Source organism: Streptomyces sp. cmx-4-9, assembly GCF_046548835.1.
In the GTDB taxonomy this organism is placed as follows: Bacteria; Actinomycetota; Actinomycetes; order Streptomycetales; family Streptomycetaceae; genus Streptomyces.
Map to the genome: position 1 here is coordinate 250,502 of NZ_JAEBEE010000010.1, position 17,753 is coordinate 268,254.

At 74.0% G+C, this 17,753-nt stretch carries 13 protein-coding genes and 1 tRNA gene; 5 read left to right on the forward strand and 9 right to left on the reverse strand.

The annotated features are described in order from the left end of the window. The first annotated feature begins 58 nt into the window (after nucleotides 1-58). Nucleotides 59-2,821: a phosphoenolpyruvate carboxylase gene (gene ppc, locus ACLJTM_RS29790; protein ID WP_411106862.1), complete on the forward strand. Its 2,763-nt coding sequence runs from the start codon at nucleotides 59-61 to the stop codon at nucleotides 2,819-2,821. Between the two features lie 121 nt (nucleotides 2,822-2,942). Here the strand turns inward: ppc and pth are convergent, their stop codons facing one another. From pth to ACLJTM_RS29815, 5 genes are all read right to left on the reverse strand, one after another. Beyond that, the gene (gene pth, locus ACLJTM_RS29795; RefSeq protein WP_411106863.1) at nucleotides 2,943-3,533 is read right to left on the reverse strand and encodes an aminoacyl-tRNA hydrolase; all 591 of its coding nucleotides are present in this window, start codon (nucleotides 3,531-3,533) and stop codon (nucleotides 2,943-2,945) included. A 91-nt stretch (nucleotides 3,534-3,624) separates the two neighbouring features. Further along, nucleotides 3,625-4,212, reverse strand: a complete 588-nt coding sequence (locus tag ACLJTM_RS29800; protein WP_411106864.1) for a 50S ribosomal protein L25/general stress protein Ctc — start codon at nucleotides 4,210-4,212, stop codon at nucleotides 3,625-3,627. A gap of 181 nt (nucleotides 4,213-4,393) precedes the next feature. After that, a complete protein-coding gene (locus ACLJTM_RS29805; protein ID WP_362877663.1) occupies nucleotides 4,394-5,371 on the reverse strand; it encodes a ribose-phosphate diphosphokinase in 978 nt (325 codons plus the stop codon). Nucleotides 5,372-5,505: 134 nt separating this feature from the next. After that, complete coding sequence (gene glmU / locus ACLJTM_RS29810) at nucleotides 5,506-6,951, reverse strand: bifunctional UDP-N-acetylglucosamine diphosphorylase/glucosamine-1-phosphate N-acetyltransferase GlmU (RefSeq protein ID WP_411106865.1); 1,446 nt, start codon at nucleotides 6,949-6,951, stop codon at nucleotides 5,506-5,508. 108 nt (nucleotides 6,952-7,059) lie between these two features. Then, nucleotides 7,060-7,131 (reverse strand) — tRNA-Gln (locus ACLJTM_RS29815). A 165-nt stretch (nucleotides 7,132-7,296) separates the two neighbouring features. On the opposite strand from ACLJTM_RS29815, the gene ACLJTM_RS29820 reads away from it, so the two are divergent. Continuing rightward, nucleotides 7,297-8,655 carry a histidine kinase gene (locus ACLJTM_RS29820; RefSeq protein WP_411106866.1) on the forward strand — a complete coding sequence of 453 codons (1,359 nt, stop codon included), beginning with the start codon at nucleotides 7,297-7,299 and terminating at the stop codon, nucleotides 8,653-8,655. Here the strand turns inward: ACLJTM_RS29820 and ACLJTM_RS29825 are convergent. After that, nucleotides 8,652-9,161 carry an SUKH-3 domain-containing protein gene (locus ACLJTM_RS29825; protein WP_411106867.1) on the reverse strand — a complete coding sequence of 170 codons (510 nt, stop codon included), beginning with the start codon at nucleotides 9,159-9,161 and terminating at the stop codon, nucleotides 8,652-8,654. The two genes, ACLJTM_RS29820 and ACLJTM_RS29825, sit on opposite strands and share 4 nt — an antisense overlap. 2 nt (nucleotides 9,162-9,163) lie before the next feature. Further along, nucleotides 9,164-9,757 (reverse strand): YwqJ-related putative deaminase, encoded by a 594-nt coding sequence (locus ACLJTM_RS29830; protein ID WP_411106868.1) that lies wholly within the window; start codon nucleotides 9,755-9,757, stop codon nucleotides 9,164-9,166. Between the two features lie 229 nt (nucleotides 9,758-9,986). On the opposite strand from ACLJTM_RS29830, the gene ACLJTM_RS29835 reads away from it, so the two are divergent. The 3 genes from ACLJTM_RS29835 (at nucleotide 9,987) to ACLJTM_RS29845 (ending at nucleotide 14,393) form a co-directional block, all read left to right on the forward strand. Continuing rightward, nucleotides 9,987-10,982 carry an SMI1/KNR4 family protein gene (locus ACLJTM_RS29835; protein WP_411106869.1) on the forward strand — a complete coding sequence of 332 codons (996 nt, stop codon included), beginning with the start codon at nucleotides 9,987-9,989 and terminating at the stop codon, nucleotides 10,980-10,982. Between the two features lie 7 nt (nucleotides 10,983-10,989). Beyond that, a complete protein-coding gene (locus ACLJTM_RS29840; protein ID WP_411106955.1) occupies nucleotides 10,990-13,386 on the forward strand; it encodes an SUKH-4 family immunity protein in 2,397 nt (798 codons plus the stop codon). Between the two features lie 146 nt (nucleotides 13,387-13,532). Beyond that, the gene (locus tag ACLJTM_RS29845) at nucleotides 13,533-14,393 is read left to right on the forward strand and encodes a DivIVA domain-containing protein (protein ID WP_411106870.1); all 861 of its coding nucleotides are present in this window, start codon (nucleotides 13,533-13,535) and stop codon (nucleotides 14,391-14,393) included. A gap of 495 nt (nucleotides 14,394-14,888) precedes the next feature. On the opposite strand, the gene ACLJTM_RS29850 is transcribed toward ACLJTM_RS29845, so the two are convergent. Both ACLJTM_RS29850 and ACLJTM_RS29855 read right to left on the reverse strand, forming a co-directional pair. Further along, complete coding sequence (locus tag ACLJTM_RS29850) at nucleotides 14,889-15,776, reverse strand: hypothetical protein (protein WP_411106871.1); 888 nt, start codon at nucleotides 15,774-15,776, stop codon at nucleotides 14,889-14,891. Nucleotides 15,777-15,860: 84 nt separating this feature from the next. Next, nucleotides 15,861-17,381 (reverse strand): MFS transporter, encoded by a 1,521-nt coding sequence (locus tag ACLJTM_RS29855; protein ID WP_411106956.1) that lies wholly within the window; start codon nucleotides 17,379-17,381, stop codon nucleotides 15,861-15,863. Between the last annotated feature and the right edge of the window lie 372 nt (nucleotides 17,382-17,753).

Consider the following 17,753-nt stretch of genomic DNA (forward strand, 5'->3'; position numbering starts at 1 on the left):
GCGCGCGCCCAGGAGCCCACAGCCCAGTAGCGCTCGAACACTGCAAGGAGCCGCACCTGTGAGCAGTGCTGACCAGGCCCCCCGGGGCCAGGCCCCCGTCACCCCGGCCGACCACGCCAACGCAGAGCTGCGCGCGGACATCCGCCGCCTCGGTGACCTCCTCGGCGAAACGCTCGTACGCCAGGAGGGCCAGGACCTCCTCGACCTCGTCGAACGCGTCCGTGCCCTCACCCGCACCGACGGGGAGGCCGCCGCCGAACTGCTCGGTGACACCGACCTCGAGACGGCCGCCAAGCTCGTACGGGCCTTCTCCACCTACTTCCACCTCGCCAACGTCACCGAGCAGGTGCACCGCGGCAAGGAGCTGCGCGCCCACCGCGCCGCCGAGGGCGGGCTCCTCGCCCGCACCGCGGACATGCTCAAGGACGCCGACCCCGAGCACCTGCGCGAGACGGTCCGCAACCTCAACGTGCGCCCCGTCTTCACCGCGCACCCCACCGAAGCGGCCCGCCGCAGCGTCCTCAACAAGCTGCGCCGCATCGCCGCCCTGCTGGAGGAGCCCGTCACCGGGGCCGGCGACCGCCGCCGCCACGACCTGCGCCTCGCCGAGAACATCGACCTCGTCTGGCAGACCGACGAGCTGCGCGTGGTCCGCCCCGAGCCCGCCGACGAGGCCCGCAACGCCATCTACTACCTCGACGAGCTGCACGCCGGCGCCGTCGGGGACGTACTGGAGGACCTCGCGGCCGAGCTGCAGCGCGTCGGCGTGGAGCTCCCCGCGGGCACCCGCCCGCTGACCTTCGGCACCTGGATCGGCGGCGACCGCGACGGCAACCCCAACGTCACGCCCGAGGTCACCCGCGACGTCCTGATCCTCCAGCACGAGCACGGCATCACCGACGCCCTCGAACTCGTCGACTTCCTGCGCGGACTGCTGTCGAACTCCATCCGCTACACCGGCGCCACCGAGGAACTCCTGTCCTCCCTCCAGGCCGACCTGGAACGCCTCCCCGAGATCAGCCCGCGCTACAAGCGGCTGAACGCCGAGGAGCCGTACCGCCTCAAGGCCACCTGCATCCGGCAGAAGCTCCTCAACACCCGCGAGCGCCTCGCCCGCGGCATCCCGCACGAGGAGGGCCGCGACTACCTCGGCACCGCCGAGCTGCTGGCCGACCTCACCCTCATCCAGACCTCCCTGCGCGAGCACCGCGGCGCGCTCTTCGCCGACGGCCGCATGGACCGCACCATCCGCACCCTGGCCGCCTTCGGCCTGCAGCTCGCCACCATGGACGTCCGTGAACACGCGGACGCCCACCACCACGCCCTCGGGCAGCTCTTCGACCGGCTCGGCGAGGAGTCCTGGCGCTACGCCGACATGCCCCGCGACTACCGCGGCAAGCTGCTCGCCAAGGAGCTGCGCTCCCGCCGTCCGCTGGCCCCCACGCCCGCCCCGCTGGACGCCGCCGGCCACAAGACCCTCGGTGTCTTCTTCGCCGTCAAGGACGCCTTCGAGAAGTTCGGCCCCGAGGTCATCGAGTCCTACATCATCTCGATGTGCCAGGGCGCCGACGACGTCTTCGCCGCCGCGGTCCTGGCGCGCGAGGCCGGCCTGATCGACCTCCACGCGGGCTGGGCCAAGATCGGCATCGTGCCGCTGCTGGAGACCACCGACGAGCTCCGCGCCGCCGACGTCATCCTCGACGAGATGCTCGCCGACCCCTCCTACCGGCGCCTGGTCTCCCTGCGCGGGGACGTCCAGGAGGTCATGCTCGGCTACTCCGACTCCAGCAAGTTCGGCGGCATCACCACCTCCCAGTGGGAGATCCACCGGGCCCAGCGCCGACTGCGCGACGTCGCCCACCGCTACGGGGTGCGCCTGCGCCTCTTCCACGGCCGGGGCGGCACCGTCGGCCGCGGCGGCGGCCCCTCGCACGACGCGATCCTCGCCCAGCCCTGGGGCACGCTGGAAGGCGAGATCAAGGTCACCGAGCAGGGCGAGGTCATCTCCGACAAGTACCTGGTCCCCTCGCTCGCCCGGGAGAACCTCGAACTGACCGTCGCCGCCACCCTGCAGGCCTCCGCCCTGCACACCGCGCCCCGCCAGTCCGACGACGCCCTCGCCCGCTGGGACGCGGCCATGGACACCGTGTCCGACGCCGCGCACGGCGCGTACCGCGCGCTGGTCGAAGACCCGGACCTGCCCGCGTACTTCTTCGCCGCCACCCCCGTCGACCAGCTCGCCGACCTGCACCTGGGCTCGCGGCCCTCGCGCCGCCCCGACTCGGGTGCGGGCCTCGACGGGCTCCGCGCGATCCCGTGGGTCTTCGGCTGGACGCAGTCCCGCCAGATCGTGCCCGGCTGGTACGGCGTCGGCTCGGGCCTCAAGGCCCTGCGCGAGGCCGGCCAGGAGGACGTCCTGACGGAGATGGGCGAGCGCTGGCACTTCTTCCGCAACTTCCTGTCCAACGTCGAGATGACACTGGCCAAGACCGACCTGCGGATCGCCCGCCACTACGTGGACACGCTCGTACCGCAGGACCTCAAGCACGTCTTCGCGCGCATCGAGGCCGAGCACGAGCTGACCGTCCGCGAGGTCCTGCGGATCACCGGCGGCGAGAAGCTGCTGGACTCCCACCCGGTGCTCCAGCAGACCTTCTCCGTGCGCGATGCCTACCTGGACCCCATCTCCTACCTCCAGGTCTCCCTGCTGGCCCGCCAGCGGGCCGCCGCCGCCCGCGGGGAGGAGCCCGACCCGCTGCTCGCCCGCGCCCTGCTGCTCACCGTCAACGGTGTGGCCGCCGGCCTGCGCAACACCGGCTGACCCGGCCCCGCCCGGACCCGGACACCGGGAAGCCCCCGCACCGGCCAGGTGCGGGGGCTTCCCCGTGTCCGGGCCCCGGGCACAGGGTCCGACGCCGGCCGGTCGGGAGTCGTACGGCCGGTCAGGAGTTGTACGACGACTGGGCGCGCTCCAGGCCCTCCTGGACCAGGCACTCCACCGCATCGGCCGCCCGGTCCACGAACCAGTCCAGCTCCTTGCGCTCCGCGGAGGAGAAGTCCTTCAGGACGAAGTCCGCCACCTGCATCCGCCCCGGCGGACGGCCGATGCCGCAGCGCACCCGGTGGTAGTCGGCGCCCATCGACTTCGTCATGGACTTCAGCCCGTTGTGGCCGTTGTCCCCGCCGCCCAGCTTCAGGCGCAGCGTCGGATAGTCGATGTCCAGCTCGTCGTGGACCGCGACGACCCGTTCCAGCGGCACCTTGTAGAAGTCGCGCAGCGCGGTCACCGGGCCGCCCGACAGGTTCATGTACGTCATGGGCTTGGCCAGCACCACCCGGCGGTTCGCCGGCCCGGGCGGCCCCAGGCGGCCCTCGACCACCTGGGCCCGGGCCTTGTGCGCCTTGAACTTCCCGCGGATCCGCTCCGCGAGCAGGTCGGCCACCATGAACCCGATGTTGTGGCGGTTCCCCGCGTACTCCGGTCCCGGGTTGCCGAGGCCGACGATCAGCCAGGGTGCCGCGTCGTCCGACATCAAGAGCTCCTTGTACGAGGACGACCGCCGTCCCGCTCCAGTGGAGCCGGACGGCGGTCGGTCAGCAACTGCTGAGGAAGGGGAGCGAGGCTCAGGCCTCGGTGCCCTCGGCCTCGGCGTCGGCGGCCGGCTCCTCGGCCTGCGGGGCGACGACCTGGAGGACGGCGATGTCGCCGTCGACGGCCAGGGTGGTGCCCTTCGGGAGGACCAGGTCCTTGGCGTGGATGGTGGCGCCGGCCTCGAGGCCCGCGATGGAGACGGTGACCTCGGTCGGGATGTGGGTGGCCTCGGCCTCGACGGAGACGGTGTTCTGGAGGGTCTCCAGCATGTTGCCGCCGGCGGCCAGCTCGCCCTCGGTGACGATCGCGACGTCGACGGTAACCTTCTCGCCCTTCTTGACGATCAGGAAGTCGACGTGCGAGATCGAGCGCTTCAGCGGGTGCTTCTGCACGGCCTTCGGGATGACCAACTCGGAGCCGGCGTCGCCGAGGTCCAGGGAGATCAGGACGTTCGGGGTGCGGAGCGCCAGCTGCAGGGCGTGGGCGTCGACGTTGACGTGCTTCGGGTCGGTGCCGTGGCCGTAGATGACAGCGGGGGTCAGGGCGTCGCGACGGGCCTGACGGGCAGAGCCCTTGCCGAAGGTGTCACGGATCTTGGCGGAAAGCTTGACCTCGGACATGCTCACTCCTCGTGGGGTGACGGAAATGGACGACAGTCACCCGGCCGAAACGGCCTGCTACGAAGAGCGCGTCGATAACGGAGCATCCGCACCGGAAAACAGGTGCGGCCTCCCTCGCCGAGCAACTCATGGAGTGTACCCGGCGGGGGAGGCCGCACCAAAAGGATCTACCGCGGAGCGGTTACTGCTGCTCCTCGAAGAGGCTGGTCACCGAACCGTCCTCGAAGACCTCGCGCACCGCGCGCGCGACCATCGGGGCGATGGACAGCACGGTGATCTTGTCGAGCTCCAGGTCGGACGGGTCCGGCAGGGTGTTCGTGAACACGAACTCGCTGACCTTGGAGTTCTTCAGGCGGTCGGCGGCCGGACCCGACAGGATGCCGTGCGTGGCCGTCACGATGACGTCCTCGGCCCCGTGCGCGAACAGCGCGTCGGCCGCGGCGCAGATGGTGCCACCGGTGTCGATCATGTCGTCGACCAGGACGCAGACACGGCCCCGGACCTCGCCCACGACCTCGTGGACGGTGACCTGATTGGCGACGTCCTTGTCACGGCGCTTGTGGACGATCGCCAGCGGCGCGTCCAGGCGGTCGCACCAGCGGTCGGCGACGCGCACGCGGCCGGCGTCGGGGGAGACGATCGTCAGCTTGGTCCGGTCCACCTTGGCGCCGACGTAGTCCGCGAGGACCGACAGGGCCGAGAGGTGGTCCACCGGGCCGTCGAAGAAGCCCTGGATCTGGTCCGTGTGCAGGTCGACCGTCAGGATGCGGTCCGCACCCGCGGTCTTCAGCAGGTCGGCGACCAGGCGGGCCGAGATCGGCTCGCGGCCCTTGTGCTTCTTGTCCTGGCGGGCGTACCCGTAGGAGGGGACGATCACGGTGATGGAGCGAGCCGACGCGCGCTTGAGCGCGTCGATCATGATCAGCTGCTCCATGATCCACTTGTTGATCGGAGCCGTGTGGCTCTGGATCAGGAAGCAGTCCGCGCCGCGAGCCGACTCCTGGAAGCGGACGTAGATCTCGCCGTTCGCGAAGTCGAAAGCCTTGGTCGGCACGAGGCCGACTCCCAGCTGGTGTGCGACCTCCTCGGCCAGCTCGGGGTGGGCGCGGCCGGAGAAGAGCATCAGCTTCTTCTCGCCGGTCGTCTTGATCCCGGTCACAGCACTGTCTCCTCAGACGTGTGGAAAGCTGCTCGCCCCCATGTGCGTCCGTCCCGCACACGGTGAGCCAGCCGAATTGCGTGCACCTATCACGGTACGCCGTCCCGGACGTACCTGTTTCCGGTCAGTTCACCTCAACGGCCGTCGGAGTCCACCGGGACCACCGACTGGGCTGCCGTCGCGGCGGCGCTTCCGGGACGCTTGCGGGCCACCCAGCCCTCGATATTGCGCTGCTGGCCGCGGGCCACGGCCAGGGCGCCGGGGGGCACATCCTTGGTGATCACCGATCCGGCGGCCGTGTACGCCCCGTCGCCGATGGTGACGGGCGCCACAAACATGTTGTCCGACCCCGTCTTGCAGTGTGAGCCGACGGTCGTGTGGTGCTTGTGCTCGCCGTCGTAGTTCACGAAGACGCTCGCGGCGCCGATGTTCGTGTACTCGCCGATCGTCGCGTCGCCCACGTAGGACAGGTGGGGCACCTTGGTGCCCTCGCCGATCCTCGCGTTCTTCATCTCCACGTAGGTGCCGGCCTTCGCCTTCGGCCCGAGGTCCGTGCCCGGGCGCAGGTACGCGAACGGGCCGACGGTCGCGGCCTCGCCGATCACGGCGCCGTCCGCCACGGTGTTGTCCACCCGGGCGCCCGCGCCCACACGGGTGTCCTTCAGGCGGGAGTTCGGGCCGACCTCGGCGCCCTCGGCCACGTGGGTGGCGCCGAGCAGCTGAGTGCCGGGATGGACCAGGGCGTCCTGGCCGAAGGTGACGGTGACGTCCACGAAGGTGCTCGCCGGGTCCACCACGGTCACCCCGGCGAGCATGGCCTGCTCCAGGAGGCGCGCGTTCAGCAGGGCGCGGGCCTCCGCGAGCTGGACGCGGTTGTTGATGCCGAGGATCTGCCGGTGGTCGCTGCCCACGGCCGCGCCGACGCGGTGGCCGGCCTCGCGGAGGATGCCGAGGACGTCGGTGAGGTACTCCTCGCCCTGGCTGTTGTCGGTGCGCACCTTGCCGAGGGCGTCGGCGAGCAGCGTCCCGTCGAAGGCGAAGACGCCGGAGTTGATCTCGCGGATCGCGCGCTGGCCGTCGCTGGCGTCCTTGTGCTCGACGATGGCCGTCACGGCCCCGCCCGCGTCGCGCACGATGCGGCCGTAGCCGGTGGAGTCCGGCACCTCGGCGGTCAGCACGGTCACGGCGTTGCCGTCGGCCTCGTGCGTCCGGGCGAGCTCGCGCAGGGTGTCGCCGGTGAGCAGCGGGGTGTCGCCGCAGACGACGATCACGGTGCCGTCGAGCGGGCCGCCGAGCTCTTCGAGGGCCATCCGCACGGCGTGGCCGGTGCCGTTCTGCTCGTACTGGACGGCGGTGCGGACCTCGGCGTCGACGGCGGAGAGGTGCGCGGTCACCTGCTCGCGGGCATGCCCGACGACCACGACCAGGTGGGCGGGGTCCAGCTCGCGGGAGGCGGCGACCACGTGACCGACGAGCGAGCGCCCGCAGATCTCGTGCAGGACCTTGGGGGTGGCCGACTTCATGCGGGTGCCTTCACCCGCTGCGAGTACGACGACGGCTGCCGGGCGGTTGGCGCTCACGGGTGGGCCCTTCGGCTTCGGGGGTGGACGCACGAAGGATACCGGGGGCTCAAGGCCCCTCAACGAACGCGGGTCCCGACCGAAGGTCAGGACCCGAACGTGTGAAAGCTCCCCCGCCAGGACTCGAACCCGGACATAAGGCACCAAAAGCCTCAGTGCTGCCAATTACACCACAGGGGATGGCGGCCCAGCCGACGGTGGGCATCGTTCTCCGCCGTCCGACCGGACGCCCCTACTATGCCGCACCATGCGCCCCGGAAGCGACGGCAATGCGCCGTGCGCTCCCCGGGGTTTGCGGGAATTACCGGCGGCACCGCCCGGGGGGCGCTGCGTACGCTGGGCGGCATGACCGGTACGGGGGAAGTGCAAGGCGGCGTCCGGCCGCCCTGGTGGTGGGCGCGGCGCCGTGATGCCGTGGGGGATGTGGGGCTGGCCGGGGTCTCGGCCCTGGAGTGTGCGTGGGAGGGGGTTGCCTTCGCCCGCGAGGCGGGGGTGCCCACCGCGGCCGGGGTGCTGTTCGGGCTGCTGGTGGGCTCGGTGCTGGTGTTGCGCAGGCGCTGGCCGATCGCCGTGGTGCTGGTGGGGATCGCCGTGGCGCCGGCCGCGATGGGGTTCCTCCTCGGGGTGGTGGGGCTGTACACGCTGGCCTCCTCCGACGTGCCCCGGCGGATCACCGCCACCCTGACCTCGATGTCTCTGGTCGCGACCTTCGTGGTGATGTACCTGCGCACCCGCGGGGACGTCGAGGCGGACACGATGCTGGTGGTCGTGCTGTCCGCGTTCGTGGCGGTGGCGCTGACCGTGCCGCCGGTGCTGCTCGGCCTGTATCTGGGCGCGCGGCGCCGGCTGATGGAGAGCCTGCGCGAGCGCGCGGACTCCCTGGAGCGGGAGCTGTCGCTGCTCGCCGACCGGGCGGAGGAGCGGGCCGAGTGGGCCCGGACCGAGGAGCGCACCCGCATCGCCCGGGACATGCACGACGTGGTGGCGCACCGGGTGTCGCTGATGGTGGTGCACGCGGCCGCCTTGGAGGCGGTGGCGCTCAAGGACCCGGCGCGGGCCGCGAGGAACGCGGCGCTGGTCGGGGACATGGGCCGGCAGGCGCTGACGGAGCTGCGCGAGATGCTCGGGGTGCTGCGGGCGCAGGCCCCGAAGCCCGGTGCGGGTGTCCGTGCGGGCGGACCGGGCGGACACGGCGGACCGGGTGGAGCGGGCGGATCGCGCGGACCGGGTGGTGCCGCAGTGACCGCCGCGGCGGCCCCGGCCGTCACCGCCGCCCTCTTCGGGAGCTTCGAGGACGGGCCTTCGCTGGCCGAGCTGGAGACGCTGCTGGGGCAGTCGCGGGCCGCGGGGATGGCCGTCGACATGGTGGTGCAGGGGGAGCGGGCCGCCTACGCGGCGGAGGTGGAGCAGACCGCCTACCGGGTGGTCCAGGAGGCTCTCACGAACTGCCACAAGCACGCCCCGGGGGCCCGGGTGGTGGTGCGCCTCGCGCACCGGGACGGGGAGGTGGCGATGCAGGTCGAGAACGGGCCCTGCGACGCCGGGGCGGACGGCGCGGGCCTGCCGAGCGGGGGCAACGGGCTGCTCGGCATGCGGGAGCGGGTGCTCGGCCTCGGCGGGGTGTTCGTCTCCGGGCCGACGGACGCGGGCGGCTTCCGCGTCTCGGCGGTCCTGCCCGGCGGCTGCCGGCCCGGGGCGGCCTAACCCGTCGTGAGGCGGGTCGGCTGGAGGCCGGTCAGCAGGAGGGTGAGGGCTTCGTCGACGCTGGAGCCGAGGTACCAGTCGCCGGTGTGGTCGATGCCGTAGACGCGGCCCTCGCTGTCGACGGCCAGGTGGGAGCCCCCGTCGGCCTCGACGCCCAGCGGGCAGAGCAGGGTGGACAGGGCGCGGCCCAGGTCGGCGAAGGTGCGGGCCAGGTGCAGGCCGGTCAGCGGGTCGATCCGGACCGGGGTCGGCGCTATCTGGCGGCCCGGGCCGGCGGCGGTGACGGTGAGCCCGCCGAACTCCGCCCAGGCTTCGACGGCCGCGGGGAAGACGGTGTGGCGGTGCCCTGCCGGGGTGGTGTGGTCGCGCAGGGCGTCGGCCCAGTACTCGGCCTGTTTGATGTCCCAGCGGCCGGGTTCCCAGCCGGCGGTGCGCAGGGCGGAGTCCACCGCGACCGGGAACCGGGTGGCGGAGGAGCGGTCGTAGGAGGCTGAGGTCGTGGTCATGGCTACTCGGATGCGGTGAGGTCGACGGAGCGTACGCCGAAGTGGGTGAGGAGGGCGTCGCAGGAGCGGCAGGGGGGTGCGTAGCTGCCGTGGAGGGGGTCGCCGTCCTCGCGGATGCGGCGGGCGGTGATCCGCGCGTGCTTGAGGGAGCGCCGGGCCTCGCCGGGGGTGAGCGGCTTGCGGGAGGCGCGTTTGCTGCGGGCTCCCTCCACCGCGGCCAGGTGGCGGGACAGCAGGATGGCCTCCGGGCACCGGCCGGTGAAACGTTCGCGCTGGCCGCTGGTCAGGGTGTCCAGGAAGTCCTGGACGAGCGGGTGGAGCACGGGGGGCTGGTCGGCCTTGCCCGCGGTGCCGGTGAGGGTCTCGCCGCGGACCGAGAGGGCGGCGGCCACCGTGGGCAGGATGCCGTCGCGGCGGAAGCGCAGCACGGGCACCACGGGGCGGCCGTCGGCGCTGCCCCAGCGCAGGCGGGGGTCGCCGGCCGGCTCACCCGCCCCCGCGGGGCCGGGCGGGCCGGGCGGGCCGGACGGGCCTGCGGTTCCCGGTGTGCCGGGTCCCGTGTCGGCCGGATCTGTGCGTGTCGCCGTGTTCTGCATGGTCGTGCTTTCCCTCCCGTGGCCGCGGTGGTGCCGCCGTCGCGCACGCCCCCGTGCTGCGGGGACAGCCTGTCAAATGTCACCTGTAGTGCGGAAGCGGGGTCGAATATTCGTATCAATTCGGATGTTCCTGGCCGCTGCACGCACGTGCGGGTCGCGGACGGGTGACGGCCTTGCCCGAGCACATAGGCTGTGCCGAACCAGCCAGATCCAGCAGGGGGCTACCGCCATGACGACAGGCCGGCTCGGGCAGCAGGCCGCGCCACCCAACGCCGCGTACTCGGGGCAGGTCGTGCACTTCCCGGACCCGGTCCGGGCCGCTCGGCATCCCCTCGGCGTACGCATGGGCGAGGGCGGCCACCCCGACTTCTCCCCGTACGCGCGGGCAGCCGTGGAGATCGCCGAACCGCCGGAGGGCTTCGGCGTGGACGAGCTGCGGCTGACGGACTACGTCTCCGCGAACGCGGCCATGCAGGCGGCCCGCCACGAGCTGTGGGACACCGTCGGACCGGTGGCCACCCCGCACGGCTGGACCTGGCACCACGTGGCGGGCAGCCGGCGGATGGAGCTGGTGCCGGTCGAGGTGAAGGCGCTGCTGCGCCACCACGCGGGCCTCGCCACGGCGCCGGTGGACCACGGCAAGCGCGGCACCCGCCCGCTGCAGGAAGTGCGCCCGGCGCACCTGGGGCTGCCCAAGTCGGTGGTCTCGGTGACCGAGTCCCAGGTGCAGGGCGTCGAGGAGGACCTCGGCTACCGGCTGCCGGAGGCCTACCGCTCCTTCCTGAAGGCGGCGGGCGGCTGCGCACCGGTGGGCGCGGGTCTGGACGTGGACCTGGGGCTGCTGGTGGACCAGCCGTTCTTCACGGTGCGCGAGGAGGCGGCGGTCAACGACCTCGTCTACGTCAACAAGTGCCTGCGCGACCACCTGACGAAGGACTACCTGTGCGTGGCCTTCGTCCAGGGCGGCCTGCTGGCGCTCAAGGTCAAGGGGGAGTCGACCGGTTCGGTGTGGTTCTCCCCGTACGACGACGCCCGCGACCAGGACGGCTGGTCGGTGCAGGAGCGCGTGGAGCGGCTGTTGCTGCCGTGCGGCGTTGATTTCGACGCCTTTCTGGAACGGTTGGCGGGGAACCCGCCCGAGCTGGAGACGGTGGCCGGTCTGATGGTGGACGGCGGATTCGCGCGCTCGGTTCCCGTGGTGCGGTCCGCCTCGGATGAGGGGTGACGGCGCGGTGGTGACCTTCGCGCAGGCGCAGGAGCGCGCCGAGGAATGGATCAACGGGGACGTGCCCGCGTACCAGCACCGCGAGGTGCGCGTACGGGAGTTCGGGCTCGGGTTCGTGGTGTGGGCCGAGGACCGTGCGGCGGGCCCGGTGTCGGGCGGCGGCCGCCAGCGGCTGGTCATCGCCCGCGACAGCGGCGAGGTGACGCTGTGGCCGGGGCTCCCGGTGGGCGAGGTGATCCGCCGGTACGAGGAGGAGTACGGGTCGGCGGCCGTCCCGGCGGCGCAGGCCTCGGTGCCGACGCCGCGGATCGACTCCGAGCAGACCTCCTTCATGCTCAGTCCGCCGGAGTGGCTGCAGGAGGCCGCGGACCGGGCGGGTATCCCGGCGGGCCCGTCGCGCCCGGCTCCGGCCGCGGACGCGTCCCCCGCCCCGGCGCCGGATTCCGCCCGGGAGCCCGCCGAGGCGCCGGTGCCCGCGGCGGCCGCGCCCGGGCCGGCGGCTGCGGTGCCGCTGCGGCGCGGCGGAGAGGTCCCGTACGAGCCGACCGCCAACGACGGGGTTCCGGCGGGCGCGCCCGCGGGGTCCACCCCGTGGGCGGGCACCGATGTGAACGCGGACGCGGACGACGTGTCCGTGCCGCTGCCCGCGACCGTGTTCGCGCCGCCGCTGTCGGGCTCCGACCTGGAGGACGCCCCGTCCTCGGGGGTGGCCCCGGAGGCGAAGACCACGCTGATGGCCGGGGGCAGCCAGCTCCCGAGGACAGCGGTCTCCCCGGCGCTGGGAGCGGGTCCCGGCCCGGGCTCCGGCCCGCATGCCGGCGACATCGCCGATGCGCCGACGAGCAAGGCCCGGATCGCCCCGACGGGCGCTTCGGGTGCGGGTCGCCCGGCGACGCCTCCCGGTCCGCCCGGCGCTCCGGGTGCTCCGGGTGGCGGGTTGGACCATGCGGCGACGATGCTGGCGGGTCCGGGTGTGCCTCTGCCGCCCGGTCCGCCGGGCGCTCCCGGCGCGCCGGGTGGCGGTCGCCCGGCGACGCCTCCCGGTCCGCCGGGTGCTCCGGGTGCTCCGGGTGGCGGGTTGGACCATGCGGCGACGATGCTGGCGGGTCCGGGTGTGCCCCTGCCGCCCGGTCCGCCGGGCGCTCCCGGTGCCCCGGGTGGCGGACGCCCGGCGACGCCTCCCGGTCCGCCCGGCGCTCCCGGTGCTCCGGGTGGCGGGCTCGACCATGCCGCGACGATGCTGGCCGGGCCGGGCGTCACCGGACAGCCGCCCGGTCCTCCCGGGCCCCCCGGCGCCCCGGGAGGCGGGGCCCACCACGCCGCGACGATGCTGGCGGGTCCCGGCGTACCCCAGCCGCCCGGCCCGCCCGGCCCGCCACCCGCGGCGCCCGCGGCTCCCGCGCCGCAGCCGCCCGCTCCGGCCGGCGTGCCCCTCGTGGGCCCCGGCTACCAGGCCGTGCTCCGCTACCGCGCGCCCGACGGCTCCGAGCAGCAGCTCATCCGCCGCTCGGCACCCGGCACCCCGCACCCCGAGTGGCAGATCCTGCACGAGCTGCGCGCCATGAACGTGCCGCCGCAGCAGGTGCTGGAGCTGCACACGGAGCTGGCGTCCTGCGAACTCCCCGGCGGCTACTGCGCCCGGATGATCCGGGAGACCTGGCCGCAGGTGCGGATCACCAGCGTGGCCCCGTACGGCACGGACCACGCGGGCCGTCAGCAGGGCATGCGGCACCTGCTGACCCACCAGGGCGAGCTCCACCAGGTGGCGGACGGTCCGGCGCGCCCCGCGCCGGTACGGGCGCCCCTCCCGCAGGTCCCACTCCAGCCGGCGATCCCGCTGGACGCGATCGCGCAGGAGCTGGCAGGGGCGTTCGGCCCGCAGGGGGTGTTCCGCTTCGACCAGCGGGCGGTCTCCCGCCAGGGCGTTCCGGAGATCGTGGCGCAGACGCTGATGTACTCGGGGCTGCCCGTCGATTTCGGGCCGTTCTTCTGGGCGCAGGCGGTGCCGGGCCAGCCGGTGCCGACGCTGGCCGAACTGGCCGCGCAGCGGCAGGTGCAGCCGGCCTCGGACGCGGGTTCATACCTCGTGGTCGGCAGTGACTTCGGCAAGGCGCTCTGCGTGCAGTACGGGACCGCGCACATCGTGGCGGTGCCGGTGGAGGGCGGCCCCGGCGGCGCGCCGGTGCCCCCGCAGTTCGTGAACTCCAGCCTGCCGCAGTTCGTCCGGTGCATGGCGATGCTCGGCCACATGTGGCGGCTGCGCCAGCACCTGACGCCGGAACAGGCCGGACGCTGGACGGTCGACTTCCAGGCGAACCTGGCGGGGCTGGACAGTGCGGCGCTGGCCTCCGCGGAGAACTGGTGGTCGGTGCTGCTGGAGCAGATGTGGGACGGACTGCTGTGATGTCCCGCTGATCGGATGATCACTTCCGTGGCCGGGTCGAGCCCTTCGAACAGGGTCTCGGCCCGGCCATTCGGGCTTCTGGGAGCAAATGACGCATCCTTGGCAGGAATCCCCGCGAGAGAGGCGCTTCCAGGATGAGTGCACCCATGGCGACCGCGCGCGGCCGCGGCTACCGCAGGGAAGAAGTCGACCGGTACCTCGCCCGGCTGTCCGGCAGCCGCGACGAGGCCTGGGAGCGCGTGGCGCGGCTGACCGTCCTGGCGAAGCGGATGGAGGAGGAGGCCGCGGACCTGCGCGAGGCGGTGGCTGCCCTCGCCCCGCAGACCTACGACGAGCTGAGCGAGCGCGCCCGCCGGATCCTGCTGCTGGTCCAGGAGGAGGCGGACTCCGTCCGGGCGGACGCGCGGGCGGACGCGGGCGCCACCCTGGGCGCGGCCGAGGCGCACGCCGACCGGGTGGCGGAGCTGGCGCGGGGCGACGCGGAGGCGGTACGCGAACAGACCGACGTACGGGCCCGGCAGGGGCTGCTGCGGGCGCAGCGGGAGGCGGACGGCCTGCGCACGCAGGCCCGGGAGGACGCGCACGCGTGGCGGGGGCAGGCGCACGCGGCGCTGGTGGAGGCACGGCAGCGGGCGGATGCGCTGCTGGCGGAGCGGGACCGGGAGCAGGCGGAGCGCCGGGAGGCGGCCGAGCGGGAGCTGGCGGCGCGCGAGGCGGAGCTGGAGGGCCGCCTCGCGGAGCTGGAGCGGTACGCGCAGGCCCGCCTCGGGGAGGCCCGGCGCGCGTGCGCGGAGGCCGAGGAGTCGGCCCGGCACGGGCAGGAGGACGCGGAGGCGCGGGCGGCCGAACTCCTGGCGGCGGCCCGGGTCCAGGAGGAGCGGGTGGCCCGGGAGACGGAGCGGGTCCTGCGGGAGCACACCGAGGCCCAGGAGGAGATGCGGGCGCACATGGACCACGTCCGCGCCAGCCTGGCGGCCCTCACGGGCCGCATCCCGGCCGGCGGCTGACCGGGCAGACGAGCGGACCGCTGCCCGGCCGCCGGCTGACGGGCACGCCGGCTGACGAGCCGGACCGGCTGACGAGCCGGACGGGCGGACTGCTGACGGGCACTCCGGCTGACGGAACACGCCGGTTGACGGCCAGACCCCGCTGACGCGTGGACCGGCTGACGGGCCAGATGAGGCTGCCCGGCCGCCGGCTGACGGGCACTCCGGCTGACGGCCGGACCGGCTGACGTAACACGCCGGTGACGGCCAGTCCCCGGCTGACGGCCGGATCGGCTGGCGGGCCGGATGAGGCTGCCCGGCCGCGGGCCGCGGGCCGCCGGCTGACGGCTGACGAGCCGTACGAGCGGACCGCTGCCCGGCCGCCGGCTGACGGCCGGACCGGCTGACGGAACAAGCCGGTTGACGGCCGGACCCGGCTGACGTGTAGACCGGCTGACCCGCCGGGCGGGCGGGGTGCTGGTCGGGCCGACGGTGGTTGCTGTGCCGGGCTTCGGCTCAGCCCGCGGGGCCGTCGCCCCGTCCGGCCGCCGGCTCCCGGCGCAAGGGGCCTCGCTGCGCCGGGAGGGCGGGCGCGGTCGCCTCGTACCGGTACGGGTCGCTGCGCAGGCCCCGTGAGCTGACCACCACCGTGAACGGCGGCCGTACGGAGGCCGGCAGGGGCGCCGTCAGACCTCCGGTCAGCGGATCGGCCGCCACCGGGAGCGGGGTGTCGTCCACCGTCAGGCGCGGCTCGGTGAAGCCGCCGCCCCGGACGCCGAGCAGGCCGTCGCAGACGAGGACGTCCGTGATCACCGGACCGGCCCGGGTGGCCATCTTGTTCAGCAGGTAGGCGCCCGCGGGGGCGCCCGTCAGGGCCCACATCTCCGCGGGCAGGCGGGGCAGTCCGGCGCCCACGTCGGCGAGGAAGAACAGCACGACGTACAGCAGGGTGACAGCGCTGAGGGCGACGTACTGGAGGTCGACGAGGTCGGTCCGGCCGCTGTCGTTCGCGATCAGCTCGCGCAGCGGGCGCCGGCCCGAAACGGTCGGCCGCGCGGCCGGCTTGGCCAGGCTGCCGTTCTCCACGCGCACCCCGACGACGGCCTTCGCGCCGATCAGGGCCGCGTACGGGCCGCCCAGGAGCGGCAGGTACACCGTCGTCAGCGAGGACAGCGGGCCGTCGGCGCCGCGGAACCAGCCGGTTCCGCCGCCCGCGGTGAGCCCGTACGCGAGGACGGCGAGCAGCAGCCAGACCAGGACCACCGTCCAGGCCAGGGCCAGGGTGGTCGAGGTGGACAGGCGGCCGTCGCGGCCGGTGAGGAAACCCGGGTGGCGGTGGAGCCGGCGGAGCAGCGGGCCGGCCAGGGCGGCCAGCAGTGCGAGCGCGAAGAGCGCGGAAACCATGTCATCCCCCCGGAGAACGGCCCTGCGGTACCCGAGCCTGACGCACTGGCGCGTTGCATGACAAGCCGCCCCGCCGGGGGCCGGTCACTCCTCGCGGTGCTCCGGCAGCACGGGGAAGGTGCGCGGCGCCATCAGCAGCAGGACCAGCAGTGCGAGGACGGCCGCCAGCGTCGCCCCGAGGAACACGTGGTCCACGGCGGCGGCCACGGCCTCGCGCAGGTAGCCGGCCGCGGCCGGGGAGAGCCCCGAGTCGTCCAGGGCCTTCGACACCCCGTCGAGCCGGTCCGGCAGGCCGGGCATCGGGGCGTGCGCCAGCCGGGCCGCGAGGGTCGCGTTGGCGACGGCCCCGAACAGGGCGGCGCCCACGCTCTGGCCGACCTGCCGGCAGAAGAGCACGGAGGCGGTGGTCACCCCCCGTTCCGACCAGCCCACGGTGGACTGCACCCCGATGATCAGCGGGAGCTGGAACAGGCCGAGGGCGGCGCCCAGCAGCAGCATCACCAGGACGGGCTGCCAGGGGCGGCCGGGCTGCGGGAGGAGGGTGAAGGAGAAGAGGACCGCGGCGGCCAGCGTGATGCCGACGGCGGCGGAGTTGCGGAAGCCGATGCGCCGGTAGACGTGCTGGCTCAGGGCGGCGCTGAGCGGCCAGCTCAGCGTCATCACGGACATCACCAGCCCGGCGGCCACGGGCGGCAGGCCGAGGACCGACTGGGCGTACGTGGGCACGAACACCATCGGGGCCACCATCAGCAGGCCGAGCGCCCCGAGGGCCAGGTTGACGGCGGCGATGGTGCGCCGGCGCCACACCCAGCCGGGCAGGATCGGCTCAGCGGCCCGGCGCTCCACCCGGACCACCAGGAGCGCCAGCAGGATGCCGGCGCCCACCAGTCCGAGTGAGGGCGCCGACAGCCAGGGCCAGGCGACCCCGCCCTGCACGAGGGCGAGGAGCAGGACGCCGCCGCAGGCGAAGACGGACAGGGCCCCGGCCCAGTCGACGGGGCCGCGGCGCCCGGGGGACCGGACGGGCTCGGTCAGGTGGCGGCCCACCATCCACAGGGCCAGCGCGGCCAGCGGCAGGTTGACGAGGAAGATCCACCGCCAGTGTGCGTACGCGGCGAAGAACCCGCCGAGGGCCGGTCCGGCGACGGCCGAGGCGGCCCAGACGCTGGACATCCGGGCCTGGATCCGCGGGCGGTCCTTGAGCGGGTAGAGGTCGGCGGCCAGGGTCTGCACGGTCCCCTGGAGGGCGCCGCCGCCCAGGCCCTGCACGATCCGGAACGCGATCAGCGCGGCCATGTTCCAGGCGAGCGCGCACAGCAGCGAACCGGCGAGGAAGAGGGCCATGCCGAAGAGCAGCACGGGCTTGCGGCCCAGGGTGTCGGACAGCTTGCCGTAGACGGGCAGGCTCACGGTGACGGCCAGCAGGTAGCCGGAGAACAGCCAGGAGAACACGGAGAACCCGCCGAGGTCGCCCACGATCTGCGGGACGGCGGTGGCGACGACGGTGCTGTCCAGGGCGACCAGGGCCATGCCCAGCATCAGCGAGGCGACCACTGCGGACGGCGGCCGGCCGGCCGCGGCCGCCTCCTCCGCCGTCCGCGCCATGGGCGCCGTACCGGCCCCGGAGGCCTTCCCCGCCGGCTGCTGTGCCCGGGCCCCCGGGCCCGGCCGGGGGCCGGGCGCCGCCGGACCTGACGGGCCGTCCGGGCTGCCGCCGCAGCCCTCCCCTGCGCTCACCGGAATTCCTTCCCCCTGCACCCATCCGAGGGGAACACCTTCTCACCGCGGGTCCGTCCGGCGGTATCCCCCAGAACCCCTCCTCCCTGGGGCGGAGAACCCCTAGGGGCAGCTCCATCGCGGGAGCCAGGGGTCTTTCGTCCCGGCGGAGGAGGTGGAGGGGCCGGGCGGGGCCTTGACTGGTTCCCACGACAAGGGGACGCGGGGGTGGGGTTAACCCCCGGGCGGATACGGCGATGG

Bases quoted from the DNA above. Each gene is read 5' to 3' on its own strand.
- pth (WP_411106863.1), bottom strand. From the start codon at position 3,533: ATGTCGGACGACGCGGCACCCTGGCTGATCGTCGGCCTCGGCAACCCG.
- ACLJTM_RS29800 (WP_411106864.1), bottom strand. From the start codon at position 4,212: ATGTCCGAGGTCAAGCTTTCCGCCAAGATCCGTGACACCTTCGGCAAG.
- ACLJTM_RS29820 (WP_411106866.1), top strand. From the start codon at position 7,297: ATGACCGGTACGGGGGAAGTGCAAGGCGGCGTCCGGCCGCCCTGGTGG.
- ACLJTM_RS29825 (WP_411106867.1), bottom strand. From the start codon at position 9,161: ATGACCACGACCTCAGCCTCCTACGACCGCTCCTCCGCCACCCGGTTC.
- ACLJTM_RS29830 (WP_411106868.1), bottom strand. From the start codon at position 9,757: ATGCAGAACACGGCGACACGCACAGATCCGGCCGACACGGGACCCGGC.
- ACLJTM_RS29835 (WP_411106869.1), top strand. From the start codon at position 9,987: ATGACGACAGGCCGGCTCGGGCAGCAGGCCGCGCCACCCAACGCCGCG.
- ACLJTM_RS29845 (WP_411106870.1), top strand. From the start codon at position 13,533: ATGGCGACCGCGCGCGGCCGCGGCTACCGCAGGGAAGAAGTCGACCGG.
- ACLJTM_RS29850 (WP_411106871.1), bottom strand. From the start codon at position 15,776: ATGGTTTCCGCGCTCTTCGCGCTCGCACTGCTGGCCGCCCTGGCCGGC.
- ACLJTM_RS29855 (WP_411106956.1), bottom strand. From the start codon at position 17,381: ATGGCGCGGACGGCGGAGGAGGCGGCCGCGGCCGGCCGGCCGCCGTCC.